This window comes from Plantactinospora sp. CNZ320 (genome assembly GCF_002846275.1).
Genome location: NZ_PJMP01000001.1, coordinates 6,984,959 through 7,009,321 on the forward strand (window position 1 = coordinate 6,984,959; position 24,363 = coordinate 7,009,321).

Here is a 24,363-nt window from a genome sequence, read left to right on the forward strand (position 1 = left end):
CCCGAGCGACCCGACCCCGAGCGACCCGAGCCCGACCGTCGTCAGTCGAGTCCGGCCGCCGTGAGCGCGGCGAGCAGCCGGGCGCGGAGCGGGGCGGCCCGCTCGGCGAAACCGCGCTGCGCGGCGGCGTACTCGGCCCGGCCCTCGGGTGTCTCCACCCGTACCGGCGGATAGCCGAGCGCGGCCAGGTCGTAGGGGCTGGCCCGCATGTCCAGGGCGCGGATCTCCCGGGCCAGCGCGAACGCGTCGGCGACCAGCTCGCTCGGCACCAGCGGGGAGAGCTTGTACGCCCACTTGTAGAGGTCCATGTTGGCGTGTAGGCAGCCCGGCTGCTCGTTGTCGGCCTGGGTCTCCCGGCTCGGGGCGAGCAGGTTCAGCGGCCGGGCCGGCGCGGTGAAGAACCGGTACGCGTCGAAGTGGCTGCACCGGATCCGGTTGTCCTCCACCACCCGGGCGGTCTGCTCGGGCGGCAGCCGCAGCGGCCAGGCGTTGTGCCGGACCTGCGCCTGGGTCTGCCGGTAGACCATCGCCCACTCGTGCATTCCGAAGCAGCCGAACTGGCCCGGCCGGCCGGCGGTCCGGGTCAGCAGGGTGCGGATCCAGTCGACGGAGCCGCCCCGGCGCCGGAGTACCGCCTCGGCGTCCAGGGTGAGGCCGGCGTCCTCGGCGCGGTAGTCCCGGCCGAACTCGGTCGGGTCGGCGTCGTGCAGCAGCACCCCGGCGCCGGGATGCCAGCGGCGCAACTGCGCCGGCCGGTGCGAGTAGTAGGTGAAGAGGAAGTCCTCCACCGGATGCCGGGTGCCGCTGCCGCGCCGGGCCAGGTGCGGTGCCAGCCACTCGTCCACCCGCCGCTCGTGGGCCGCCCGCCGGGCGCGCCAGTCCGCCGCGTCGAGCACGACGGTACGGGTCACGGCAGCGGTCACCGCCCCAGGGTACGGCGAGGGCCGGACGCCCCGGTCGGGCCGGCAGGTCGACGTGGTGAGCACCTCGTCCACCCCGCCGGGCTAGTGCGGCACGTCGACGCTGACCCCGGCGGAGAAGACGGCACTGCGCAGCTCGATCCGAGTCGGCTCCACCCCACCGGTCGACGGAAAGACCAACGGCATGATCATGCGCCGACCGGCCGGTACGGGTTCGGCGAACGGGTCCTTCCCGGCGTTGGCGATCTGCGTCGCGGGTACGTCGGCGCCGACCCAGTCCCCGCTGGGCAGGTACGCCCGTTGCAGCGTCCCGTGCCACTGCTGGCTCTTGTCGGTCAGGTTGCGTACTCCGAGGATCGCCTGGCAGCCGTCGCCGGGTGCCGGTGGGCAGACCAGCCGGTAGACGGTGAACTCGAAGGCACTCTCCCGCAGGCTCGTACCGACCGGCCCGGCCACGGTTTTGCCCACCCACGCCCCGCTGGACGGCTGGCGGTCGGCGTTGATCGCGCTCACCTGGCTCGATCCGGTCCACGCGGTGAGCGCGGCCAGGGCCACCGCGAGCAGGGCGGCCGAGCCGACGGCCACCCACGCGGGCGGCCTGGCACGCCGTCGGGGCGGCCGGTAGGTGGCCGCCGGGTGCGGTGCGGGGCGGGCCCGCCCGACCACCGGGGCGAGTTCCTCGGCGGTCGGCTCCGGCGGCTCCGGTACCCGCTCCTCGGCCGGCTCCTCGGCGTCGTCCGGCACCGGCGTGCGTGGCGGTATCGGCGCCCGTCCGACGTAGCGGGCGCCGCCCGCGATCCCCACCAGGCCACCTGGTCCGCCGGCACCCGGTTCCGGTCCGGCAGCCGGTCCGGCACCCAGTTCGGCAGCCGGCTCGACCGGCCCGTCGGTCGTGGCGAGCCCGCCGTCCCGGAGCAGCCCACCGCCGTCGACCGCGTCGCCGGCCATCGCCTCCGCGCCGTCCGGCACCCGCTGGGTCAGCGCGGCACCGCCCGCGCTGCCGTCTCCGGCCGGCTGGGCGGCCGCACCGACCTCCCCGGCGACCGGATGTTCCGCCGCGCCGCCGATCCGGGGATGCGCGGTGGCCCGCCGTACGCTCTCCGGCACCGGGATCTTGTGGTCGCCGCGTACCCGTGCCCGGGCCCGGGCGATCGGGCTGCCCGAGCGGCGGATCCGGCGTTGCGCGGCGGCTGCCTGCCGTTCGGCTTCGCGTCGCTGTGCCGCCTCTCGCTTGGCGGCCCGTTTGGCGGCCCGTTTGGCGGCCCGCCGGTCCGTTCCGTCCACCGGCGTGCTGTTGGCCTGGCCGGCGGCGCGTCGCCGGCGCAGGCGCCGCCACCAGAGCGCGCCGCCGGCCGCGGCGAGCAGCGCCAGTGCCGCGATGGCGGTACCCAGCAGGGGGCCGCTGCGCCACCAGGGTGGGGCGGCGGTTCCCTGCGCCTGTACCGCGTCGTCCGGGCCGGGGCCGGCGGCTGCCGCTTTTGCCCGGTTCCAGGTAGCGGTCGCGCAGTCGTACGGCATGTTGCCGCCCGCGACGAAGGCGCAGGCCGGGGCGGTGACGTCGGCCCCGCGCGCCGGCGGTACGAGGGTGGTGCTGAGCAGCGCGGTGCTGCGGCCACCGAGCTGGACCTGCCAGACCACCTCGGTACCGTGCTGCCCCGGCATGGTGCCCGGCGCGCTGGCCGTGCCGCCCTGGCTGATCATCGACGGGGTGGCGCCCGGCGGCAGCTCCTGCCGGACCGTCGTCTTCACCATGCCGTCGGTTCCGTTGCGCACCCGGATCTCGTAGCGGGGAGCCGGATCGCCGGACGTGGCCATCGCGACGGTGATCAGCGGACTGGTCGGGGCGGGGGCGCCGGCCGCCTGGGCGGGGGCGCCGGGCGCGGTGGCGACCAGCAGGTAACCCGCGATCACCGCCCCCACCGCACGTAGTCGGATCGATGCAGGCATCACGAAGTCTCCTCCCGCCCAGACGCTAAGCCGGACGGCTGGCCGGGCGGTGCGGAAGGAACGAACCACCGCCGCAGGCCGGCCCGCTGCGGTATGGTGCCGCCCTGCCGCAGGTCGCACCGGCACAGGCCGCACCGGTACCGGCTCCCGGTGGGGATAGATTGGCGGCGTGCGTATCGCTCGTTTCGCTCATGCAAAGGGAATGTCGTTCGGCGTGGTCGAGGGTGACCCGGAGGGCGGCCCCGAGGGGCTGACGGTGGCCGAGATCGAGGGCCACCCGTTCGGCCAGATCCGGTTCACCACCGCCCGCTGGGCGCTGGCGGACGTCCGGCTGCTCTCGCCCATCCTGCCGAGCAAGGTGGTGTGTGTCGGACGCAACTACTCCGAGCACGCCGCCGAACTCGGCAACGACGTACCGGCCGAGCCGCTGCTCTTCCTCAAGCCGTCGACCTCGGTGATCGGGCCCCGGGACGCGATCCGGCTGCCGGCCCAGTCCAAGCAGGTCGAGCACGAGGCGGAGCTGGCGGTGGTGATCGGTCCGCCGGGAGCCCGCCGCGCCGACCGGGCCGCCGCCGCCCAGGCCATCTTCGGCTACACCTGCGCCAACGACGTCACCGCGCGGGACCTGCAACGCTCGGACGGGCAGTGGACCCGGGCCAAGGGCTTCGACTCGTTCTGCCCGCTCGGCCCGTGGATCTCCACCGGGATCGACGTCAGCGACGTCGAGGTCCGCTGCGAGGTGGGTCGCGGTGCCGACGAGATGGAGGTACGCCAGCTCGGCCGGACCAGGGACATGGTCTTCGACGTGGCGACCCTGGTGTCCTACGTCTCCCACGTGATGACGCTGCTCCCGGGCGACGTGGTGCTGACCGGCACTCCGGCGGGGGTTAGTCCGATCGTCGACGGGGATACGGTCACGGTCCGCATCGGCGGGATCGGCGAACTGTCGAACCCGGTGGTGGCCCTCGACTGAGGTCAGGCGGGCGGCGGTGGCGACGCCGTCGCCCGGTACCGACCCGATTTGGTCTCCACCACCGGGTCCGGTAAAGTTCGCTTTCGGTGCGACGAGCACCGATGGGGTATGGGGTAATTGGCAGCCCGACTGATTCTGGTTCAGTTAGTCTAGGTTCGAGTCCTGGTACCCCAGCCACCGAAGCCCGAAAGGGCGCCGGTAGCTGGTCTCTGGTAGAGTTCAGCAGCGTTGATCGCAAGGTCAACAAAGGAAAGTCCTGGCCCCGTCGTCTAGCGGCCTAGGACGCCGCCCTCTCAAGGCGGTAGCGCCGGTTCGAATCCGGTCGGGGCTACGATCGACGGCCCGCGTCACTCAGGTGGCGCGGGCCGTTACCTTTGCGCGTACCTTCGCACGCCACCCTGGGACGCGCCCTTGCGCATGTGGTCGATCGACCTGCCCATGGTGTCGAGCATCGCACACCGCCCCCGATCTCGTACCCGAAACGAATCACCTGCGCCGCTGGCGTTCGGGCCGCGCCGTGTGGTCTGGGTAGCGCCGATTCGCTTTCGGTCAGCGCTCTCCCGCCGACGGAGGTCGGTTGCGGTCGGCTGGTGCCAGCTGGCGGGCGGAGCGCGTGCCGGCGGCGGGGATCGCCGCCGGCACGCGACAAATCACAGGCCGCTGAGGCGTTGGCCGGCTCGTACCACGGCCATCGCGTGCCGGTCGCCGGGGCGCCGGCCGAGCCGCTCGATCGGCCCGGAGATGCTGATCGCGGCGATCACCCGGCCGGTGCGGTCCCGGATCGGCGAGGAGACACTCGCCACACCGGCCTCCCGTTCGGCGACGCTCTGCGCCCAGCCCCGGCGGCGTACCTCGGCGAGGGTGCGGCCGGTGAACTTGCACCGGGGGAGGAGTGGCATGACCGCCTCCGGTGGTTCCCAGGCCAGCAGGATCTGCGCGGCGGAACCGGCCGTCATCGGCAGTACCGAGCCGACCGGCACGGTGTCCCGCAGCCCGCTGGCGCGCTCGGCGGCGGCCACGCAGATCCGCTCGTCGGCCCGGCGTAGATAGAGCTGGGCGCTCTCACCCGTCGCGTCGCGCAGCGCCGACAGCAGCGGCTCGGCCGCGGTCAGGAGTACGTCCGGGGCGGCGTTCGCCAGTTCGCCCAGGCGCGGCCCGGGGCGCCAGCGGCCCTGGGTGTCCCGGACCAGCATCCGATGGATCTCCAGGGCCTGGGCCAGGCGGTGGGCCGTGGCCCGGGGCAGCTTGGTGCGATCGACGAGTTCGGCCAGGCTGGCGCCGTCGACGCAGGCGGCCAGGATGACCACCGCCTTGTCGAGAACGCCGACACCGCTCATACTGTGTCCCACAAGCCGAAACCTACCTCCCAGAATTTAGGATGTCCAGATGGTGGGAGTCACTCCAGAGCCGTCCTCGCCCAGGACCTTGGCCGAGAAGGTCTGGGATGCTCACGTGGTGCGATCCGCTGACGGTGAGCCGGATCTGCTCTATATCGACCTGCACCTCTTGCACGAGGTGACCAGCCCGCAGGCCTTCGACGGGCTGCGGATGGCGAATCGCAAGGTCCGCCGGCCCGACCTCACGCTCGCGACCGAGGACCACAACACCCCGACCGGGTACGACGATCCGTCGTTCCGGTCCCGGCGCGGTGACCTGCTCACCATCGCCGACCCGACCTCGCGGACCCAGATCGAGACGCTGCGCCGCAACTGCGCCGAGTTCGGCGTCAAGCTGCATCCGCTCGGCGACGACAACCAGGGCATCGTGCACGTGATCGGGCCGCAGCTCGGCCTGACCCAGCCGGGCCTGACCATCGTGTGCGGTGATTCACACACGGCCACCCACGGCGCGTTCGGCGCACTGGCCTTCGGAATCGGCACCAGTGAGGTCGAACACGTCCTGGCAACCCAGACCCTGCCGCAGATCCGCCCGAAGACCATGGCGGTGACCGTGATCGGCGAGCTGGCCCCCGGGGTCACCGCCAAGGACCTGGTGCTGGCGCTGATCGCCCAGGTCGGCACCGGCGGCGGTCGCGGCCACGTCGTGGAGTACCGGGGCGAGGCGATCAGCGGGCTCTCCATGGAGGGCCGGATGACCATCGCCAACATGTCCATCGAGTGGGGCGCCAAGGCCGGGATGATCGCGCCGGACGAGACCACCTTCGCCTACCTGAAGGGGCGGCCGAACGCCCCGCAGGGCGCGGACTGGGACGCGGCGCTGGAATACTGGCGCACCCTGCCGACCGACGAGGGCGCGACCTTCGACAGCGAGGTGGTGCTCGACGCCAGCCGGATCAGCCCGTTCGTCACCTGGGGAACCAACCCGGGCCAGGGCACCCCGCTGAACGCGGCCGTCCCCGACCCGGAGGACTTCGTCACCGACGCCGAGCAGACCGCTGCCCGGCGGGCCCTCGAATACATGGACCTCAAGCCCGGCACCCGGCTGCGGGACGTACCGGTGGACGTGGTCTTCGTCGGCTCCTGCACCAACGGCCGGCTGGAGGACCTCCGGGCCGCCGCCGACGTGCTGCGCGGCCACCGGGTCGCCGACGGCGTACGGATGCTCGTGGTACCCGGTTCGGCCGCTGTTCGCGAAGCGGCCGAGCAGGAGGGGCTGGACCGGATCTTCACCGAGGCGGGCGCCGAGTGGCGGTTCGCCGGCTGCTCGATGTGCCTCGGCATGAACCCGGACACCCTCAAGCCGGGCCAGCGCTCGGCCTCGACCTCCAACCGTAACTTCGAGGGCCGGCAGGGCCGGGGCGGGCGTACCCACCTGGTCTCGCCACCGGTCGCCGCCGCCACCGCCGTGGTCGGCCGGCTGGCCGCACCGGCCGATCTGTGAAGGGGCTGACCTGAGATGGAGAAGTTCACCGTGCACACCGGTACGGCGGTTCCGCTGCGCCGGTCCAACGTGGATACCGATCAGATCATCCCCGCCGTGTACCTCAAGCGGGTGACCCGGACGGGCTTCGCCGACGGCCTCTTCAGCGCGTGGCGGGAAGACCCGACATTCGTACTCAACGATTCTTCATATTCCGGTGCGTCGATTCTCGTGGCCGGCCCCGAGTTCGGCACAGGCTCCTCCCGGGAGCACGCCGTCTGGGCGTTGCGCGACTGGGGGTTCCGGTCCGTCATCGCCCCGCGCTTCGGGGACATCTTCCGGGGGAACGCGCTCAAGGAAGGGCTCCTGCCGGTCGAGCTTGAATTGAAGGCCGTCGAGGCTTTGTGGGAGTTGACGGAGTCCGACCCGACGGCTCGGATCACGGTCGACCTGACCGCCCGGGAGGTCCGGGCCGGGGAGGACACCTGGTCCTTCCCGATGGACGACTTCAGCCGGTGGCGGTTGCTGGAGGGCTTGGACGACATTGGACTGACCCTCCGGCACGAGGCCGACATCACCGCGTACGAGGGCCGGAGATCCACCTTCCGGCCTGTGGTGGCATAGGCCGAACCGCCGACCGCACAGCCGATTTCGCCCCCGCCGGTTCGCCCGACGGGGGCGAATCCGTTGCGACACAATGGGTTTTTTCGAGCAGATGTTTGTGTCCCGGTGGCACAGGGCATACCGTGCGCGCAGAATGGCTCGCGTTGAGTCCAGTTGCACATTGGGAGGGAAGTCGTGAACAAGGCCGAGCTCATCGAGGCTCTCGCCGCTCGTCTGGGAGACCGGAAGACGGCGACGTCGGCGCTCGACGCGGTCCTCGCGGAGGTCCAGGCGGCGGTCACCAAGGGGGACCGGGTCGCCATCACCGGGTTCGGGGTGTTCGAAAAGCGCGTGCGCGGTGCTCGAACAGCCCGCAACCCCCGCACCGGAGAGTCGGTGAAGGTGAAGAAGACATCGGTTCCGGCCTTCCGGCCGGGCGCCGGGTTCAAGGAGATGGTGGCCAGCGGCAAGGCCCCGAAGAACACCGTGGCGGCGAAGAAGTCCACCACGGCGTCGACGGCCAAGTCGACAACTGCCAAGAAGACGACGACCAAGAAGGCGGCACCCGCCAAGACGACCGCCACCAAGGCGGCGGCGAAGAAGACGGCTCCGGCGAAGAAGGCCACCGGCGGCACCAAGGCCACCACGGCCAAGAAGACGACGACGGCCAAGAAGACGACGGCGGCGAAGAAGTCGACGGCGGCAAAGAGCACCTCCACCCGCGCCACGGCGACCAAGAAGGCCAGCACGGCCAAGAAGGCTCCGGCCAAGAAAGCCGCCAAGCGCTGAGAATCTGGCACCACCAGGGCGCCTCCGGACTGTCCGGGGGCGCCCTTCACGTTGTCCGGTAGGCAGATCCGGGGCGTACCAGGGCGTCCCGAGGCGCAGGCAGGGCGTTTGGTGCCGCTGTGCGGCCCGTGGACGGCCCGAAACGGCGTACCCGCCCTCCGTGGTACCCGTCGGTCGTTTCCGCAGCGTCCGGGCTGTGGGGGCCGGACGCGGGCCGGTCAGGGCGCGATGGCGGCGAGGCGCTCCGCGCCGTCCAACCGGCTCGCGCCGACCAGCCGGTCACCGCCGAAGGCGAGCAGCCAACCGGTGCCCTTCCCGGTCCGGAACTCCCGCGCAGACCCGGGAAGCGCGACGGAACCGGTCGAGGCGGTCGGACCGCTCGAACCGACGGCTGCGGCGGCCAGCCCGGCCAACGCCTCCGGGATCACCTTCCCCTGGCTACAGACCGCCGCCGGCTCGCCGGCCCGGGCCAGTTCGAGCAGGGCTCCGGCGGCGGCCAGGGCGTTCTCCTCGGCGTCCTGCCCCGGCTTCGGCTCGTCGTACGCGGAATCCACCTCGATCGGCAGGTCGAGCAGTTCGGCGAGGGGGCGCAGTGTCTGCACACAGCGCCGGGGCGCCGCCGAACGCAGCAGTACCGGGCGGATCAGCGCGAGCAGTCCGGCCAACTCCCGCGCCTGGGTCTGCCCGGCACCGTCCAGCGGCCGGGCGGTGTCCGGCCCGGACCAGGTGCCGCGGTTGCCCGCCCGGGCGTGCCGGACCAGCCCGAGTACGGCAGTCACCGGTGGCAGGGCGGCGAAGTCCTCCAGCACCCGGACGTCGTGTGGATAGCTGACCAGCCGCAGCGCCTCGGCCAGCGGCAGCCAGCGTACGGCGTCGACCTCGGTCTCCGGCTGGAAACCGCCGCTGCCGACGGCCCGCATCGACCAGAACTCGACGGTCTTCGGCGCGCCGTCGCGCATCCGGTAGTGCACCGGCGGGAGCCGTACCTCCGGCACCCCGAGTACGTCGGCCTCCTCGGCCACCTCGCGTACCGCGGCGGTGAGCGGATGCTCCCCCGGATCCAGCTTGCCCTTCGGCAGCGACCAGTCGTCGTAGCGGGGGCGGTGCACCAGGCAGATCCGTACGCCGTCGTCGCAGTGCCGCCACACCACGCCGCCGGCCGCCCGGACCGGGGTCACCCCAGCCATGCCGTCCACCGTCTCCGGCTCGTCCGGCGCCACGCGTCGGGGAAGGCCGCCCGGGCTGCCCGGACGGCGGCCCGTTCCCGTTCCGCCAACCGGCCGGCGGTGACGGCGACGGCGTGGTCGTCCGGGTGCTGTGCCGCGATCGACAGCCACGTCTGCGCGGCGACCGCCGCGTCCTGGTGCTGGCCGAGCAGGTTCTGCACCTTCGACAGTGCTTTGGCCAACCTCGCCGCGTCGCCGCCGAGCACCCCGGCGACGGCGTCGACGGCGTACCGGGCCCGCTTGCCGTTGACGCGTACCGCGTGCCAGCGCTCGTCCGGGGCGCCCGGGTCGAGGTCGGCGGCGCCGTCGACATCGTCGTCGCCGTCGGTCAGCCGGTGCCAGGGGCGGGCGACCAGCCGGGGCAGCACCTTGGCGGCCGGCCCGTCGGTCCGGGAGGTCAGTTGCGGGTTCCGGGCGGCGTCGACAAGCGCCTCGACCAGGGCGTGGTAGCGCGCCGAGCGCAGCGCCTCGTCGACGGCGGACAGCGCCTCGGCGTGCCGGTCGGCGAGTACCCGGTCCATCCGGGCCACCGCCGCCGGGTCGAGCGGGCTGAGTGGGTCGGCGTTGGCCGTACCGGAGAGTCGGGCCCGCAGCACCTCGGCGTCCCTGGCCTGTCCCAGCACCCCCGCCAGCCACCTCAGCTCGTCGCGCAGCGACCTGGCCCACGCCTTGCGGACCAGCGGACCGAACGTCCGCAGGTCGCTGCGGAGCCGGCGGCAGCCGACCCGCATCTGGTGTACGGCGGTGTCGTCGTCACCCACCGGTGCCCGCAACCGGACCAGCGGGTCGTGTCCGAGCACCCGGCCGACGCCCCTGCGGATCGCCGCGGCGACCACGTCACCGGCACTGGGCCGCTCGGGCAGTTCGCCGGGCGGCACCAGGTCGGGCGCGGCCTCGGCCGCCGGACCGAGCGCCCGGACGTGCTTCGGGGTGAAGTCACCGCGTCGGGCACCGGCGCCGGTCAGCGCCGGCTCCAGAGCGTCGAGCAGGTCCGGTCCGCCGTCCTTGCGTTCCACCTCGATCTCGCGGAACGTCGACCGGACCTGCTTGCCGTCCAACACCCGCACCGAGTCGTCGGCGATCTCCACGAGTACCCGGTCGGACTCGTCGCGCAGCTCGTAGGCCCGGCGCACGGTACGGACCACTGCGGCCGGCCGGAGTTGCGCCCCCCGGGAGTACGCGGTGACAAGTGCCACCAACTCGTCCGGGGCCCGCTTCGGCCGGCCGGTACGGGAGATCTCGTGCCGTACGCCGGGACTGTCGGCGGGAAGTTTGACCGTCCACGGCAGCTCGTCACCCCTGCGGTGCCGCAGCGACACCCCGGCCCGGGCCAGCCGCAGGTCGCTGGTGTCGAGGTAGGTCGCGGTGAGCGTCACCGGCGGCCGTTCCACCACCCGTACGCCGTCCGGCACGATGCCGGCGAGGTCGGGCAGGGTGAACCCCTGGTCGACGTCGTACTTCCGCTCCTCCTCCAGCATCGGCCAAGCCTAGTCCGGAATGTCGGCTCGGCCGGTGCACCGCCGCTGCCGGGCGACCGGCCGGCGGGTCACTTGGCGGCTCCGGCGACCCGGGCCAGCAGCGCCTCCTGGAGCTGCACGAGTGGTGCCTCGGGGCTGCCCTTGCGCCGGGTCCAGCAGCCGTCCCCGGCCAGGTCGAACGCTTCGACATCCGGGCTCATCGCGGCGGTCAGCAACTCGTCGAGCGCGGCCCGGGCGGCCGGATCGGTGACCTGGACCAGCGCCTCCACCCGACGGTCCAGGTTGCGGTGCATCAGGTCGGCGGAGCCGATCCAGAACTCGGCGGCGCCGCCCGGCCGGTCGGCTCCGGCGTCCCCGCTGCCGAACCGGAACACCCGGGAGTGTTCGAGGAACCGGCCGAGGATGGAGCGGACCCGGATGTTCTCCGACAGCCCCGGTACGCCCGGCCGCAGCGTGCACATCCCCCGGATCAGCAGGTCGACGCGGACCCCGGCCCGGGAGGCTCGGTAGAGGGCGTCCACGATCGCCTCGTCGACCAACGCGTTCACCTTGAACTGGACCAGGGCCGGCCGGCCCTCGCGGGCCCGCTCGATCTCACCCTCGATCCGTTCGATCAGCCCGCGCCGGATGCCCTGCGGCGCCACCAGCAGCCGCCGGTACGACGTCTGCCGGCTGTACCCCGTCAGCACGTTGAACAGGTCGGTCAGGTCGGCCCCGATCTCCGGGTCGGCGGTGAGCATGCCGAAGTCCTCGTAGAGCCGGGCGGTCTTCGGGTGGTAGTTGCCGGTGCCGATGTGGCAGTACCGGCGGATCTGGTTGCCCTCCTGCCGGACCACGAGCGCGGTCTTGCAGTGCGTCTTGAGCCCGACCAGGCCGTAGACCACGTGGCAGCCGGCCCGCTCCAGCACCCGAGCCCAGCCGATGTTCGCCACCTCGTCGAACCGGGCCTTGATCTCCACGAGCACCACCACCTGCTTGCCGGCGGCGGCGGCGTCGATCAGCGCGTCGACGATCGGGGAGTCTCCGCTGGTGCGGTAGAGGGTCTGCTTGATGGCCAGTACGTTCGGGTCGGCCGCGGCCTGCTCGATGAAGCGCTGCACGCTTGTCGAGAAGGAGTGGTACGGGTGGTGCACCAGGATGTCGCCGTCGCGAAGGGTGGCGAAGACGCTGCGCGGCACCTCCCCCTCGACGAGCCGGGGATGGGTGGCCGGCACGAACGGCGGATCCTTCAGCTCCGGCCGGTTGGACTCGTTGTAGACCTGCCAGAGCGCGGTCAGGTCGAGCAGCCCCGGCACCCGCAGCACGTCCTGGCTGTCCATGTCGAGTTCCCGGACCAGCAGGTCGAGTACGTGGTCGGAGACGGATGCGGCGACCTCCAGGCGTACCGGCGGGCCGAAGCGGCGCCGGGCGAGTTCGCGTTCCAGGGCCTGTAACAGGTCCTCGTCCCGGTCCTCGTCGACCTCCACCTCGGCGTTGCGGGTGACCCGGAACAGGTGGCACTCCACCACCTGCATCCCGGAGAAGAGCTGGTCGAGGTGGGCCGCGATCAGGTCCTCCACCGGCAGGAACCGGTGACCGGGCAGGTCCCGCTCGACCCGGACGAACCGGGGTACGTTGTTCGGCACCTTCACCCGGGCGAAGAGTTCCGAGCCGCCGTCGGGGTCGCGTACCACCACCGCCAGGTTGAGCGACCGGCTGGAGATGTACGGGAACGGGTGTGCCGGGTCGACGGCGAGCGGGGTGAGCACCGGGAAGATCTGCTCCCGGAAGTACGTCCGCAGCCGCTGCCGCTCGGCGACGGGCAGCTCGGCCCAGTGCAGTACCGCGATGTCCTCGGTGGCGAGCTTCGGCCGCACCTCGTCGACGAAGCACGCCGCGTGCCGGGCGACCAGCTCGGCGGCGCACTGGGAGACCCGTTCGAGCTGGGTGCTCAGCGGCATCCGGTCGCCGCCCCGGACCGGCAGCCCGGCCTGCAACCGTCGCTTCAGCCCGGCGACCCGGACCATGTAGAACTCGTCGAGGTTGTTGGCGAAGATGGCGAGGAACTTGGCCCGTTCCAGCAGCGGGGTGTCCGGGTCCTCGGCCAGGGCCAGTACCCGGGCGTTGAAATCCAGCCAGGAGAGCTCCCGGTTGAGGAACCGGTCCGGTGGCAGCGGCTCGGTCGGCCCGCTGTCGGGCTCGGCGGCCGGCTCGGTGCTCTCCGGGCGGGCAGCCAGGCGGCTCTCCGGGACGGCGCTGCCCGGTCCGGTGGCCGGCACGCCGCGCCGGAGCTGTTCCGGGTTGCCGGTCAGGCCGGCCGCCGGGCTGCGGGCCGGGCCGGCGGCCGAGGCCCGCGCCGAGTCGGCCGCCTGGTCCGGCGCCGCCGCCCGGTCCGGCCCGGTCGCGGCGTCCGGTTCGGCGGTGACCTGCGGCTCGGCGGCGGTGGCCTGCGGTTCGGCGGTGGTGTCCGGCTTGGTGGCGGTGGCGTCCGGTTCGACGCCCGCCCGGCCATCCCGACGGGTACGGGAGGTGGCGGAGCCCGGCTGCGCCTTGCGCTCCGAGCGGGGGCGTCGGGACGGTGGGGTGCTCACCTCCCCATCATTCCCCGGCGATGGTGAACCGAAAATGAACTTTGACCGAGCGGATCAGCCGAAGAACGGCCGGGCGGCTCAGGGAAAGGTCGGGCGGGTCAGGGGAGGATCGGGCGGGTCAGGGGAAGGTCGGCAGTGTGATCCGGACCAGTGTGCCGGTGTCGTCGTGCTCCAGCCGGACCCGTTGGCCGAGCCGGAGCAGGCGCAGCCCGGAGGCGTCGAACGCGGTCGCCGGAAAGGTGACCCGGGAGCCGTCGTCGAGCAGCAGCGTGCCGGTCCGGGTCTGCGGGTCGTAGTCGGCCACCGTGCCCTGCATGCCCAGCACCGTACACCGGTCGGCTCGGCGGTGCGTCGGCCTTGCGGCGGCGGCAGCGGCTCAGTGCTGGGCGGCGGCCGGGGTCGCCCGCCCGGTCATCGCGGCGGTGTGCCGGCCGAGGCCGAGCGCGATCGCGGCCCGCAGGTCCGCCGGGGTGTCGACGTCGCGGCGCAGCGTCGGCCAGGCGGCGGTGAGCGGACGGGCCCCGGAGGCCGCGTGCGCGGCCGCGGAGCGGGGACCGAACAGGGGGTCCAGCGTCGTGCCGGCGGTGGCGGTGAGCAGTACCGTGCCGGTGCCGGGGGCGTCTGCGACGAAGCTGCGTACCCCGGTCGGCCCGGTGGCGGCCAGCAGCGCCTCGGCCAGCTCCGTCGGGCGCAGCGCCGGCAGGTCGGCGGTGAGCGCCGCGACCGGACCGTCCGGGACGGTCGCCGCGCCTCGGGCGAACGCGGCGTTCAGCCCGCCAATCGACGGTTCCGGCACGATCCGGGCGCCGAGCCGGCCCAGGGTACGGGTCGCCTCGGGGTCACCTGTCACCACGAGTACCTCCCGGACGGCCGGGCAGCCGAGTACGGCCTCGACGGTGTCCTCGGCCAGCGCCAGGGCGAGCAGTTCGTGCGGTACGCCGTCGAGCGCCCCGCGTAGCCGGCTCTTCGCCGACCCGAGGCGCTTGACCGGCACCACCACGGTCCAGTTCCGCTCTGCCACGCGACAATCCTGCCAGTTCACCGGCGACAGCCCGGTGGGGTGGCCCGGTCGGCCGGCGGGACACCCCCTGGCTGGCCCTACCCGGGGCGAACAGGCATGATTTCGCTGCGGGCGGCGGCACCCCGGGCCCGGGTCGGTGGCGGGCCGGACCGGGGTGGGCACGGGCGGTGTCACCTCGCCACCCGAGCCGGGACGCCCGGTTGGCGCGCGCCGGCCGGGCCGCGCCGGGTTGGACGACGAGGAGGCACAGTGACACGGCGCAGGCTCGGGTTCTGGCGACGGTTCGCCGTCGCGGTGGTCAAGCCGGTGCTGACCGTCTGGACACGTCGTGAGTGGCGCGGCATGGAGCACCTCCCGTCGTCCGGCGGCCTGATCATCGTGGTGAACCATCTCTCCCACTTCGATCCGCTGGTCGCGGCGCACTTCATCTACGACGCCGGCCGCTGGCCCAGCTATCTGGGCAAGGCGAGCGTCTTCAAGGTGCCGGTGATCGGCAAGATCCTGCTGAAGTGCCGGCAGATCCCGGTGGAGCGCGGCACCGTCGACGCGGCCAGGTCGCTGGACGCGCTGGACCGGGCGGTCCGCTCCGGCGCCGCCGTGGTGATCTATCCCGAGGGGACCACCACCCGGGAGCCCGAGCTGTGGCCGATGCGCGGCAAGACCGGCGCCGCCCGGCTCGCCCTGGCCACCGGCGTTCCGGTGGTGCCGGTGGTGACCTGGGGACCACAGCGGATCTTCGACCCCCGGACGAAGAAGGTCAGCCTCCGGCCGCGTACCCCGGTGACGGTGGTCGCCGGTCCGCCGGTGGACCTGGGCCGGTGGGCCGGTGCGGTGCCGAGCAAGGCGGTACTGGACGAGATGACCGATGCCATCATGCTGCGGCTGCGCGACATGCTGGCCGAGATCCGGGGCGAGACGCCCCCACCGCTCTGGTCGGCCCCGCACCGCCGTACCGAGGACCGGGCATGAGCGAGCGCAGCGAGCGAATCAGCCGGCTCGGTGCGGATGTGCCTCATGACGGCGCGGAGCGAAGCGGAGTGCCGGCATGAGCGAGCGCAGCGAGCGAATCAGCCGGCTCGGTGCGGATGTGCCTCATGACGGCGCGGAGCGAAGCGGAGTGCCGGCATGAGCGAGCGCAGCGAGCGAATCAGCCGGCTCAGTGCGGATGTGCCTCATGACGGCACGGAGCGAAGCGGAGTGCCGGCATGAGCCACGTCGCGGTGCTCGGTGCCGGCTCCTGGGGTACCGCCTTCGCCAAGGTGCTCGGCGACGCCGGCCGGGACGTGGTCCTCTGGGCCCGCCGCCCGGCCGTCGTCGAGGCGATCCGCACCACCCGGACCAACCCCGACTACCTGCCCGGGCTGCGGCTGCCGTCGGCGGTACGCGGCACCGCCGACGCCGCCGAGGCGATCACCGGTGCCGACCTGGTGGTGCTGGCGGTGCCGTCGCAGACCCTGCGCGGCAACCTCGCCGAGTGGACCCGGCACCTCGAACCCGACTCGACGCTCGTCTCCCTGATGAAGGGGATCGAACTCGGCACCACCAAGCGGATGAGCGAGGTGATCGTGGAGACCGCCGGGGTGGCGGCGGACCGGGTCGTCGTGGTCTCCGGCCCCAACCTGGCGGCCGAGATCGCCGCCGAGCAGCCCGCCGCGACCGTGGTCGCCTGCACCGACACCGACCGGGCGAACCTGGTGCAGGCGTCGGTAAACACGCCCTACCTGCGTCCCTACACCAACGACGACGTGATCGGCTGCGAGCTGGGCGGAGCGGTCAAGAACGTGATCGCGCTCGCCTACGGCATCACCACCGCGATGGGGCTGGGCGACAACACCCGGGCGACCCTGATCACCCGAGGGCTGGCCGAGACGGCCCGGCTCGGCGTGGCGCTCGGCGCCGACCCGCTCACCTTCGCCGGCCTGGCCGGCCTCGGCGACCTGGTCGCGACCTGCTCGTCGCCGCTGTCCCGGAACCGGACCTTCGGCGAGCACCTGGGCCGGGGCGAGACCCTGGAGCAGGCACAGGCCGCGACCCGGCAGACCGCCGAAGGGGTGAAGAGCTGCCTGGCGATCCGGGACCTGTCCCGGGCACACGGTGTGGAGATGCCGATCACCGAGCAGGTCGAGCGGGTCTGCCACGAGGGCGCCGACCCGCAGAGCGCGATGGCCGCCCTGATGAGCCGGAAGCCGAAACCCGAGTGACCGCGCCCGAATCCCGGAGGGACACGATGCCCGACCAGCCGAAGCACGGCGACGGTACCCGCCCGGACCACGGCGAGGGCACCCGACCGGAGTACGGCGACGGTACCCGGAGTGTGCACGCCGGACTGCCGGAACCCGTACCCGGACAGCCGTTCCTGCCCGGCCCGGTCTTCGCCGCCCCGTACCACCTGGACCCGGCGATCGGTCCCGAGGCGAGCCCGAACGGGTACGGTCGGCCGGACAACCCGACCCGGCGCCTGCTGGAGGCGGCCATCGGTGAGCTGGAGGGTGGGCAGTGTCTCGCCTTCTCCAGCGGGCAGGCCGCGATCACGGCGGTACTCCTCTCGGTGCTGCGCCCCGGCGACACGGTGCTGCTCCCCGCCGACGGGTACTTCCCGGTGCGGGCGTTCGCCGCCGAGACGCTTCGCGGGATCGGGGTACGCGTCGACTTCGTACCGACCGCCGGCCCGTACCCGTCGTTCGACGGCGTACGCCTGGTGCTTGTTGAGACGCCTGCCAACCCGGGCCTGGACGTCTGCGACATCACCGAGCTGGCGGACCGGGCGCACGCCGCCGGTGCGCTGCTCGCCGTCGACAACACCACCGCGACACCGCTCGGTCAGCGACCGCTGGAACTGGGCGCCGACCTGGTGGTCGCGTCCGGCACCAAGGCGTTGACCGGGCACTCCGACCTGCTGCTCGGTTACGTGGCCAGCCGGACCGCCGGTCTACTGGAGACGATCCTGGGCTGGCGGACCACCACCGGCTCGATCCCGGGCGCCTTCGACGCCTGGCTGGCTCACCGGTCACTGGCCACACTGGACCTGCGGCTGGCCCGGCAGAGCGCCAACGCGGCGGCGGTGGCGACGGCACTGCGGGCCCGTTCCGACGTGACCGGACTGCGCTGGCCGGGGCTCGACGACGACCCCGCGTACCCGATCGCCAGCCGGCAGCTCCGGCGGGTGCCGGGGATCGTCGCGTTCGACCTCGGCGACGCCGACCGGGTGGCGCGGTTCCTGACCGCGAGCCGGCTGATCTTCGCGGCGACCTCCTTCGGCGGCCTGCACACCAGCGCCGACCGCCGCGCGCAGTGGGGCGACGACGTCTCCGCCGGGTTCGTCCGGCTCTCCTGCGGGATCGAGGACGCCGCGGATCTGGTCGCCGACCTGACCGCCGCACTGGACGCGGCCGGCGGCGCATAGCGTTCGTCGGCGCCCGCCGGCCGGTCGGGGGGTGCGGGACTGCTCCGCGTGCGGCAGGGTATGCACATCGGTCGGCTGGCGACGCAATCGAGGTCCGGGGCCGGCCGGCGTACCGGGAGGCGCACCATGACGAACTCCGAAGTACCGGTGGTGGTCGGACTCGACAACGGCGGTAACAGCAACAACGCCACAGTGCTGGACGCGACCGGGCGGTTCCTGGTCGACGAGTTGGTCGAGACCCCGTGCCGGGTGCTGGAGGGGCCGGAGGCGGCGGTCGAGGCGTTGGCCGAGGCGATGGCACAGGTGCTGGCGCGCACCGGCACCCGGCCGGAGCGGGTCCGGGCCGTCGGGTTGGACACCCCGGGGCCGGCCAGCGCCACCGGGGTCATCTCGTCGAAGGGCTCGACGAACTTCTCCCAGCCGGCCTGGCGCGGCTACGACATCCGGGGCGCACTCGAACGCCGGCTCGGCCTGCCGGTCGTCTACTACAACGACGGCAACGCGGCGGCGCTCTACGCCCACCACTCCTACTTCGGTGCCGACGCCGCGCAACGGTCGTCGATCTCCGCGATCGTGGGTACCGGACTCGGTGGCGGGGTGGTCGTCCGTGGGCAGGTGTTGACCGGCGCCGCCGGGATGGCCGGTGAACTCGGGCACGTGCACATCCCGATGTTCGGCCTGCTCGCCGAGGGGCAGCCGGTGCCGGCGTGCAACTGCGGGTTCGTCGGTGACGTGGAGAGCGTCGCCTCGCTGACCGGTATCCGGCGCAACCTGCTGCCCTACTGGCTCGGCCGGTACGCCGGGCACCCGCTGGCCGGACTCGACCCGGTGAGCGCGGCGAAGCAGGTCCGGTCGTACGGGGCGGACGGCGACCCGATGGCGTTGCGGATCTTCGAGCAGCAGGCGATGGCCCTGGGCCGGCTCTTCACCATCGTCGCCAACGTCACCGACCCGGACGGGTACTTCGTCGGCGGCGGTGTGGTGGAGGCGACGCCGGAGTTCCGGGACTGGTTCCTGGGCACCGTCCGGGAACACACCACGCTCCGGACCGAGCAGGCCGAACGCGCCCGGTTCGCGCTGGTGCCGGATCTCGACATGGCCGGAGCCCGGGGCGCCGCGATAGCCGCGCTGAAGCTGCTGGAGGGTGCGGCCACCACCCTGACCATCCCGTGAACGCGCCCTGCGCGCTGTCGATGGTGCAGGGGGGAGTGTCCGGGGTAGGGGCAACCCGACCCTGATCGACTCAGGGTCACGGAAGCCCGGGACGGGTCCGGGATCGCGCCGGATTCGGCGCCGCGATGGCGCGACGACGCTGGTCACATGATGTCCGGATCTTCACCGCAGCCATGGACCGCCCGATCGCTGACCCTGCTCGCGGGGGCCGGCATCTCCCTGACCGCGACCCTGGGCGTCGCGGCGCACCTCGCGCCCGACCCCGGGATGAGCCCACTGTCGCTCACCATCAGCGACTACGCCGTGTCGAACAACGGCTGGCCGATGAACCTCGCCATCCTGATCCTCGGGGTCACCTCGCTGGCCGTACCGCTGGCGTTGCGGGCCGCCCGGGTCAGGGTGGGACGCGTCGCCGAGGTACTGCTGCTGGTCTGGTGCCTGGGGCTGATCGCCTCGGCGCTGGTGCCGACCGATCCACTGGGAACGGTCGAGCTGACCACCCAGGGCTACGTGCACAGGTACGTCTCGGTCGCCGCCTTCGTCGCCCTGCCGCTCGCGACGCTACTGGCGATCCGCCGGCTCGCCGTCGACGTGCGCTGGCGGGATGCCGTACGCCGGCTGCGGGCGCTGGCGGTGACAAGCGTGCTCGCGCTGCTCGCGCTCTACTACGTCGCGTTTCCCGGCGGCCGGGTGATGATGGGGCTGGTCGAGCGGATCCTGGTGGTGGTCGAGTTGGCGCTGCTGGCCGTCCTGGTGGCCCGGCTGCACCGGGTGGCCCGGCAGGCGCCCCACCACGCCCCCTGACCGCCGACCCGGAACGGCGGAACAGGGGGCGTGGGGCACCGGAGCTGGGCGGGCCGAGCCTTGCCGGGGGGACGCAGCTCGGTGACCGCCGACCTCCCCCCAGGTCAGGGGAGAATGGGGGAGGTGGGCAGCGCGGTGGTGAATGCGGTCCAGGCGGCCGGTGCGAAGATCAGCACCGGCCCAGTGGTGTCCTTGGAGTCGCGGACGGCCACGACGTCGTCGGCTTCCCCGGCGAGCAGGGCGAACTCGACGCAGGCGCCCTGGTCTCCACTGTGGCTGCTCTTGAGCCAGGGGGCCCGGCCGAGCAGGTCGGTCGTCGTCTCCGGTGACATGTCACAGTCCTTTCAGGAGGCGGTTGATGGTGTCGCGGCTTTCCGCGGGACTCAGCGCGACGGCCCGCAGGTGTTCCATGATCTTCGCGCAGGTGCGCAGGTCGTGCGGACGGTCCAGGATGAGCTGCCCGGCGACGGTCTCCACCGAGGCGAGGGTCGGGTCCTCCGGGTCGGCGAACTCGAGGATGTGCAGGGAACCACGGGTACCGCGGTGGTAGCCCGCCTTGAGCGGGATGACCTGGACGGTCACGTTCGGTAGCTCGGACATCTTGAGCAGGCTCTTCAGCTGCGCCGCCATCACCGCCTCGCCGCCGACCGGCCGGAGCAGGGCGCCCTCGTCGACGATGGCGTCGAAGATCGGCGGGTCGGTCTCCTTCAGCCGCTCCTGCCGGCCGATCCGGATCTGCACCCGTTGCTCCACCTCCTCGTCCCCGAGGGTGTGCGGACCGCCGCGCATGATCGCCCGGATGTACTCCGGAGTCTGGAGCAGACCCGGCACGACCGAGGGCTCGAAGTTCGCGATCGCGGTGGCCTCGGCCTCGACCGCGATGAAGTCGATGGTGCGGCGATCCAGGATGTACGAGTAGGAGACCCACCAGCCCGGCTTCCGGGCCTCCTTGGCGAGCTGCACCATGTCCTCCAGTTCGCTCTCCGGCCGCTTGTAGAGGGTGAGCAGGGCGCGTACCGAGGCTGGGCTGACCATCGTCTGCGCGTTCTCGTACCGCGAGAGCGTGCTTCGGGTGCTGTTGATCTCGTCGGCGGCCTGTTCGAGGGTGAGCCCGGCCGCCTCGCGGGCATGGCGCAGGGCGATGCCGAGGCGGCGGGCGCGGAACGACTTCGGAGCCATGCATCGATCCTGTCACATGCAACCGGGAATGCGTGCATGAGAGAACGTACGTGAGAGTTGCATTCATGCCTTCCACGCTGGCAGTCTGTCATCACGTCCTCACCGCCGGTGGTCGTGTCGACGGTGGCTGTGGGTGACCGAAGGGGAATGAGGCGCACGGCGATCGGGCCTTCCCGTACCCGATCGCCGTGTCCCTCCCGCCAGTCAGCGGACCGGGAGGTGACAGATGACCGCGACCCCGTGCTGGCCTCGGGTCTCCCGATGTCGTTGGTGCGCGCGACCGGTGTTGCGGGACAACGAGGACGCGTGGATCCACGCCGACCTGGCCTACGTGTGCCGGGACAGGTGGGGTGGACTGGCCGGCACGACGGCCGAGCCCGAGGTGGCTCGCCGTGGGCTCTGACCAGCACGGACTCCCCGGTGGCCGCGCGTGGCGCCGCCATCCGCGACGGTGGCCGGGGCGGTCACGGTGACCCGGTTCCTCGTGGTCCTCACCGACGTGCGACCGCTGACCAAGGAGGGCCGGGACGAGCGGATCGAGCCCGAGCGGCGCCGCCAGGTCGTCGGCGCGACCAGCCGGGAGGCCGCCGACCGGATCGCCGCCGCGTTCGCGGCCCTGGGCATGGTGCGGGCCGGCCGGCAGCGGGTCAAGGTACTCGCGGTGGGCCGACGGCGATCACTGGCCGGCTGAACCGCCGCCTCGCCCGGCGTTATCGGCTCGCCCGGCGCTCAGCGCCCCTTCGTCAGCGCGCCTGGTCAGCCTGCTTGATCGGGTTGCTCGATCAGCTTGCCTGGTGAGCTCGCCTGTCAGCTCTCCGTTCGGTGCCGGAGATGAGGCGGCGCAGCCGGAACCAGTAGCGGCGGACCAGCAGAGCCACCTCGACGGCGGCCCGGCTGCGCCACCGGAAGATCAGTGTCACCAGCGGCACGATCAGCGACGCCCCGCCGACCACCTCGACCACGGTCGGCGGATACGGGCCGACCGTGATCAGCAGCATGCCGAGCACCAGGGCGACCAGCCGCAGCGGCGCGGTGACGAAGGTGAACCGGTAGCGGTTGGCCAGCACCAGCGCACGGGTCGGCGCGGAGAGCCGGTTGAACCGCCAGCGCAGCAGTGCGAAGACGGCCGCCGCACCGGCCAGCGCCACGAACACCCCGCTGGCCGCGGCGAGCGGTCGGGGGTCGACCACATCCTGCAACGTGCCCACCAGCAGTGTGACGAGCAGGAGAATGACGCAGCCGAGGTCGGTGAGCAGCCAGAGCGCCAGGCGGGCGTTCCGGGTGGCGGCCCCGATCGCGACCGGATCGGTGGGTACCGTGCCGAGCATCCCGGCCATCGCCGGGGAGGCACGCACCGCCCGGCCCCGATCACTGTCCAGTGTGGCCAGATGAAAGAGGGCCTGCGGGTCGTCGGGGGCGAGCCGCAGCGCCTCCAGGTACGCCGCGCGGGCCCGACCGAACTCGGCCATCCGGCGCTGCACCCTGCCCTCGGTGACGTGCGCCCAGACACTCTCCGGATCGAGTTCCCTGGCCCGTCGGGTCGCGGCCAGGGCGGCGAGCACCGTACGGGTGCCGCGACCGCTCAGCAGCGCCTCGGCCCGGACGAGTTCACTGCGGGCGTCGTCCGGATCGAGGGTACGGGCCAGTTCGGCGGCGGCGAGCGCCTCGGGGATCCGGCCCAGCTGGCGCAGTGCCATCGAGCGGTTGCGCTGCACCTGCGGACTGGCGGGCATGCTCTGAGCGGCCATGTCGAGCGCTGCCAACGCGTCCGCCCAGCGACCCTCCTGCTGGTGGCAGAAGGCGAGCACCTGTAGCGCGTGACCGTCGGCCGGGTCGGCCCGGAGCGCCTCACCGACCAGCGGGTACGCCGCCTCGACCCGGCCGATCTGGGCGAGGTGCAGTGCCCGCTCCAGCAGCGACTCTCTGGAACCCGTACTCGGGCCGGCCCCGGCCGCACCGTCCCCGGAGTCGACCCCGGCGGTCATCAGAGCAGCTTCCGCCGCTTCAGATAGCCGACGAGGTCGTCGTACATGCCACCCTCGTTGGCGAACATCGCGACGTTGCGAGCGGTGGCGAACCACGGCTTGGTGGAGGGCCGGACGTCCTTCAGTGCCCGGTCGAAGTCGCGCTGCTCGATCATCCGTACCTCGCCGCGCCGGATCGAGTCGGCCATCGCGTACTCGGCGGCCGACTCGCACAGGTGTGCCAGGTCCGCGCCGGAGAAGTCTTCCGTGGCAGCGACGATCCGTTGCACGTCGATGTTCGCGATCGGCCGCTCCCGCAGGTGGTACTCCAGGATCGAGGTCCGGGCCGGCGCGTCCGGTGGCAGTACCAGGACCACCCGGTCGAGGCGGCCGGGCCGGCGCAGCGCCGGGTCCACGTCCCAGGGGGTGTTGGTGGCGGCCAGCACGAAGACGCCCTCGTTGTTGCCCTCCACACCGTCGAGTTCGGCGAGTAGCTGGTTGCCGATCGTCCGCATCCCGCTGGAGGTGACCTTGGAGCGCTTGTGCCCGAGCGCGTCGACCTCGTCGAGGAAGAGTACGCACGGCGCGCTGCGCCGAGCCGTCTGGAACAGCTCGTGCAGGTTCCGCTCGGAGTTGCCGATCCACATGTCCAGCACGTCCACGATGGAGAGTGAGATGAACTTCGCGCCCATCTCACCCGCGATCGCCTTGGCCAGGAACGTCTTGCCGCAACCGGGCGGGCCGTACAGCATCAGGCCGCCGCGCAGGCTCTTGCCGTACAGCTTGCGCAGTTCCGGGTTGCGCAGCGGGCCGAGGAAGGCCAGTTCCAACCGCTCCTTGACCTCGTTCATCCCGCCGACGTCACCGAGCCGGATCGTGGAGACCTCGACGTCGAACATCCGGTCGGCGTCCCCGGTCACCGGCTCGGGCTGGTCACCGGCGGGCGAGAAGCGCGGCGGCACCACGTCGGCGAGTTCCTGCTCGTAGGCGGCGAGCGGGTCTTCGCTCGGTTGGCCCGGTCCACCGGGTCCGCCCGGCTGGCCCGGCGTGTTCGGCTGACCGGGTGGGTTGGGGTGGCCGGCCGGGCCCGGCTGGCGCGGCGTGTTCGGCTGGCCGGGAGGCGCGGGGTTGGCCGCCCCGCCGGGCGCTGGTGCGCCGCCGCCCAGGGCGCGCTGCATCAGCGACTGTGCCTGCGGATTGGCCGGGTCGCGGGCCAGGGCCTGCCCGACGTGCGCGATCGCCTCGGCGGGACGTCCGGCATCCAGGAGCAGCCCGGCGAGGTGCAGCCGCAGCGGGACGTCGTCCGGAGTCGCGCCAACCGCCGCGCTCAGGCTGTCGATAACCGAATCGGAAGTCACAAGACGAGCAGCCTAGACGGCGGGCGTCACCGGGGCGACACACCGGTAACTCCGGTCTCTGCCGTCCCGCCCGATCCGGTACGCCACCGGTTACCCGTTGTGCTCGGCACTTACCCACTGTGCTCGGTACTACCG

General features: G+C 72.6%; 22 protein-coding genes and 2 tRNA genes. 12 read left to right on the forward strand and 12 right to left on the reverse strand.

Annotation, left to right across the window (positions count from 1 at the left end; translation table 11 throughout):
* Positions 1-41: 41 nt before the first annotated feature.
* Both CLT71_RS31210 and CLT71_RS31215 read right to left on the reverse strand, forming a co-directional pair.
* Positions 42-911: a 3-methyladenine DNA glycosylase gene (locus CLT71_RS31210; RefSeq protein ID WP_486483737.1), complete on the reverse strand. Its 870-nt coding sequence runs from the start codon at positions 909-911 to the stop codon at positions 42-44.
* Between the two features lie 93 nt (positions 912-1,004).
* Positions 1,005-2,867 carry a hypothetical protein gene (locus CLT71_RS31215; protein ID WP_143743689.1) on the reverse strand — a complete coding sequence of 621 codons (1,863 nt, stop codon included), beginning with the start codon at positions 2,865-2,867 and terminating at the stop codon, positions 1,005-1,007.
* Between the two features lie 169 nt (positions 2,868-3,036).
* Between CLT71_RS31215 and CLT71_RS31220 the strand changes: the two genes are divergently transcribed.
* The 3 genes from CLT71_RS31220 (at position 3,037) to CLT71_RS31230 (ending at position 4,171) form a co-directional block, all read left to right on the forward strand.
* The gene (locus CLT71_RS31220) at positions 3,037-3,840 is read left to right on the forward strand and encodes a fumarylacetoacetate hydrolase family protein (RefSeq protein ID WP_101370252.1); all 804 of its coding nucleotides are present in this window, start codon (positions 3,037-3,039) and stop codon (positions 3,838-3,840) included.
* Between the two features lie 102 nt (positions 3,841-3,942).
* Positions 3,943-4,017 (forward strand) — tRNA-Gln (locus CLT71_RS31225).
* Positions 4,018-4,098: 81 nt separating this feature from the next.
* Positions 4,099-4,171, forward strand: a tRNA-Glu gene (locus tag CLT71_RS31230).
* 319 nt (positions 4,172-4,490) lie between these two features.
* On the opposite strand, the gene CLT71_RS31235 is transcribed toward CLT71_RS31230, so the two are convergent.
* Positions 4,491-5,177, reverse strand: a complete 687-nt coding sequence (locus tag CLT71_RS31235; RefSeq protein WP_101370253.1) for an IclR family transcriptional regulator — start codon at positions 5,175-5,177, stop codon at positions 4,491-4,493.
* A gap of 49 nt (positions 5,178-5,226) precedes the next feature.
* Between CLT71_RS31235 and leuC the strand changes: the two genes are divergently transcribed.
* From leuC to CLT71_RS31250, 3 genes are all read left to right on the forward strand, one after another.
* Positions 5,227-6,681, forward strand: a complete 1,455-nt coding sequence (gene leuC, locus CLT71_RS31240) for a 3-isopropylmalate dehydratase large subunit (RefSeq protein ID WP_101370254.1) — start codon at positions 5,227-5,229, stop codon at positions 6,679-6,681.
* 15 nt (positions 6,682-6,696) lie between these two features.
* Positions 6,697-7,284: a 3-isopropylmalate dehydratase small subunit gene (gene leuD / locus CLT71_RS31245; protein ID WP_101370255.1), complete on the forward strand. Its 588-nt coding sequence runs from the start codon at positions 6,697-6,699 to the stop codon at positions 7,282-7,284.
* A gap of 174 nt (positions 7,285-7,458) precedes the next feature.
* Entirely contained in the window at positions 7,459-8,052 is a 594-nt protein-coding gene (locus tag CLT71_RS31250; protein ID WP_101370256.1) for an HU family DNA-binding protein, read from the forward strand.
* A 218-nt stretch (positions 8,053-8,270) separates the two neighbouring features.
* On the opposite strand, the gene CLT71_RS31255 is transcribed toward CLT71_RS31250, so the two are convergent.
* From CLT71_RS31255 to cofC, 5 genes are all read right to left on the reverse strand, one after another.
* The gene (locus tag CLT71_RS31255) at positions 8,271-9,239 is read right to left on the reverse strand and encodes a bifunctional NUDIX hydrolase/histidine phosphatase family protein (protein ID WP_101371952.1); all 969 of its coding nucleotides are present in this window, start codon (positions 9,237-9,239) and stop codon (positions 8,271-8,273) included.
* Positions 9,227-10,756, reverse strand: coding sequence for a CYTH and CHAD domain-containing protein (locus CLT71_RS31260; protein ID WP_101370257.1), 1,530 nt, complete (start codon positions 10,754-10,756; stop codon positions 9,227-9,229). The genes CLT71_RS31255 and CLT71_RS31260 overlap by 13 nt, the downstream gene beginning before the upstream one ends.
* Before the next feature lie 68 nt (positions 10,757-10,824).
* Entirely contained in the window at positions 10,825-12,972 is a 2,148-nt protein-coding gene (locus CLT71_RS31265; RefSeq protein ID WP_486483738.1) for an RNA degradosome polyphosphate kinase, read from the reverse strand.
* Between the two features lie 472 nt (positions 12,973-13,444).
* Positions 13,445-13,642: a cold-shock protein gene (locus tag CLT71_RS31270; RefSeq protein ID WP_199187780.1), complete on the reverse strand. Its 198-nt coding sequence runs from the start codon at positions 13,640-13,642 to the stop codon at positions 13,445-13,447.
* 60 nt (positions 13,643-13,702) lie between these two features.
* Positions 13,703-14,347, reverse strand: coding sequence for a 2-phospho-L-lactate guanylyltransferase (cofC, locus tag CLT71_RS31275; protein WP_101370259.1), 645 nt, complete (start codon positions 14,345-14,347; stop codon positions 13,703-13,705).
* Between the two features lie 249 nt (positions 14,348-14,596).
* Between cofC and CLT71_RS31280 the strand changes: the two genes are divergently transcribed.
* From CLT71_RS31280 to CLT71_RS31300, 5 genes are all read left to right on the forward strand, one after another.
* Positions 14,597-15,316, forward strand: coding sequence for a lysophospholipid acyltransferase family protein (locus CLT71_RS31280; protein ID WP_101370260.1), 720 nt, complete (start codon positions 14,597-14,599; stop codon positions 15,314-15,316).
* 236 nt (positions 15,317-15,552) lie between these two features.
* On the forward strand, positions 15,553-16,548 hold the full coding sequence (locus CLT71_RS31285) for an NAD(P)H-dependent glycerol-3-phosphate dehydrogenase (protein ID WP_101370261.1): 996 nt from the start codon (positions 15,553-15,555) through the stop codon (positions 16,546-16,548).
* Between the two features lie 26 nt (positions 16,549-16,574).
* Positions 16,575-17,750 carry a cystathionine gamma-lyase gene (locus CLT71_RS31290; RefSeq protein WP_101370262.1) on the forward strand — a complete coding sequence of 392 codons (1,176 nt, stop codon included), beginning with the start codon at positions 16,575-16,577 and terminating at the stop codon, positions 17,748-17,750.
* A 126-nt stretch (positions 17,751-17,876) separates the two neighbouring features.
* The gene (locus CLT71_RS31295) at positions 17,877-18,923 is read left to right on the forward strand and encodes an ROK family protein (protein WP_101370263.1); all 1,047 of its coding nucleotides are present in this window, start codon (positions 17,877-17,879) and stop codon (positions 18,921-18,923) included.
* A gap of 147 nt (positions 18,924-19,070) precedes the next feature.
* Positions 19,071-19,727, forward strand: a complete 657-nt coding sequence (locus CLT71_RS31300; protein ID WP_101370264.1) for a DUF998 domain-containing protein — start codon at positions 19,071-19,073, stop codon at positions 19,725-19,727.
* Positions 19,728-19,831: 104 nt separating this feature from the next.
* On the opposite strand, the gene CLT71_RS31305 is transcribed toward CLT71_RS31300, so the two are convergent.
* On the reverse strand, positions 19,832-20,059 hold the full coding sequence (locus tag CLT71_RS31305) for a DUF397 domain-containing protein (RefSeq protein WP_101370265.1): 228 nt from the start codon (positions 20,057-20,059) through the stop codon (positions 19,832-19,834).
* A gap of 1 nt (position 20,060) precedes the next feature.
* Positions 20,061-20,906, reverse strand: a complete 846-nt coding sequence (locus CLT71_RS31310; protein ID WP_101370266.1) for a Scr1 family TA system antitoxin-like transcriptional regulator — start codon at positions 20,904-20,906, stop codon at positions 20,061-20,063.
* Positions 20,907-21,336: 430 nt separating this feature from the next.
* Between CLT71_RS31310 and CLT71_RS31315 the strand changes: the two genes are divergently transcribed.
* Positions 21,337-21,597, forward strand: a complete 261-nt coding sequence (locus CLT71_RS31315) for a hypothetical protein (RefSeq protein WP_199187781.1) — start codon at positions 21,337-21,339, stop codon at positions 21,595-21,597.
* A gap of 91 nt (positions 21,598-21,688) precedes the next feature.
* On the opposite strand, the gene CLT71_RS31320 is transcribed toward CLT71_RS31315, so the two are convergent.
* Both CLT71_RS31320 and CLT71_RS31325 read right to left on the reverse strand, forming a co-directional pair.
* Entirely contained in the window at positions 21,689-22,891 is a 1,203-nt protein-coding gene (locus CLT71_RS31320; RefSeq protein ID WP_101370267.1) for a tetratricopeptide repeat protein, read from the reverse strand.
* Positions 22,891-24,228, reverse strand: coding sequence for an ATP-binding protein (locus CLT71_RS31325; RefSeq protein WP_101370268.1), 1,338 nt, complete (start codon positions 24,226-24,228; stop codon positions 22,891-22,893). Before CLT71_RS31325 ends, CLT71_RS31320 begins: the two co-directional genes overlap by 1 nt.
* Between the last annotated feature and the right edge of the window lie 135 nt (positions 24,229-24,363).

Bases quoted from the DNA above. Each gene is read 5' to 3' on its own strand.
- CLT71_RS31215 (WP_143743689.1), bottom strand. From the start codon at position 2,867: ATGCCTGCATCGATCCGACTACGTGCGGTGGGGGCGGTGATCGCGGGT.
- CLT71_RS31235 (WP_101370253.1), bottom strand. From the start codon at position 5,177: ATGAGCGGTGTCGGCGTTCTCGACAAGGCGGTGGTCATCCTGGCCGCC.
- leuC (WP_101370254.1), top strand. From the start codon at position 5,227: ATGGTGGGAGTCACTCCAGAGCCGTCCTCGCCCAGGACCTTGGCCGAG.
- leuD (WP_101370255.1), top strand. From the start codon at position 6,697: ATGGAGAAGTTCACCGTGCACACCGGTACGGCGGTTCCGCTGCGCCGG.
- CLT71_RS31255 (WP_101371952.1), bottom strand. From the start codon at position 9,239: ATGGCTGGGGTGACCCCGGTCCGGGCGGCCGGCGGCGTGGTGTGGCGG.
- CLT71_RS31260 (WP_101370257.1), bottom strand. From the start codon at position 10,756: ATGCTGGAGGAGGAGCGGAAGTACGACGTCGACCAGGGGTTCACCCTG.
- CLT71_RS31270 (WP_199187780.1), bottom strand. From the start codon at position 13,642: ATGCAGGGCACGGTGGCCGACTACGACCCGCAGACCCGGACCGGCACG.
- CLT71_RS31285 (WP_101370261.1), top strand. From the start codon at position 15,553: ATGAGCCACGTCGCGGTGCTCGGTGCCGGCTCCTGGGGTACCGCCTTC.
- CLT71_RS31290 (WP_101370262.1), top strand. From the start codon at position 16,575: ATGCCCGACCAGCCGAAGCACGGCGACGGTACCCGCCCGGACCACGGC.
- CLT71_RS31295 (WP_101370263.1), top strand. From the start codon at position 17,877: ATGACGAACTCCGAAGTACCGGTGGTGGTCGGACTCGACAACGGCGGT.
- CLT71_RS31300 (WP_101370264.1), top strand. From the start codon at position 19,071: ATGATGTCCGGATCTTCACCGCAGCCATGGACCGCCCGATCGCTGACC.
- CLT71_RS31305 (WP_101370265.1), bottom strand. From the start codon at position 20,059: ATGTCACCGGAGACGACGACCGACCTGCTCGGCCGGGCCCCCTGGCTC.
- CLT71_RS31310 (WP_101370266.1), bottom strand. From the start codon at position 20,906: ATGGCTCCGAAGTCGTTCCGCGCCCGCCGCCTCGGCATCGCCCTGCGC.
- CLT71_RS31320 (WP_101370267.1), bottom strand. From the start codon at position 22,891: ATGACCGCCGGGGTCGACTCCGGGGACGGTGCGGCCGGGGCCGGCCCG.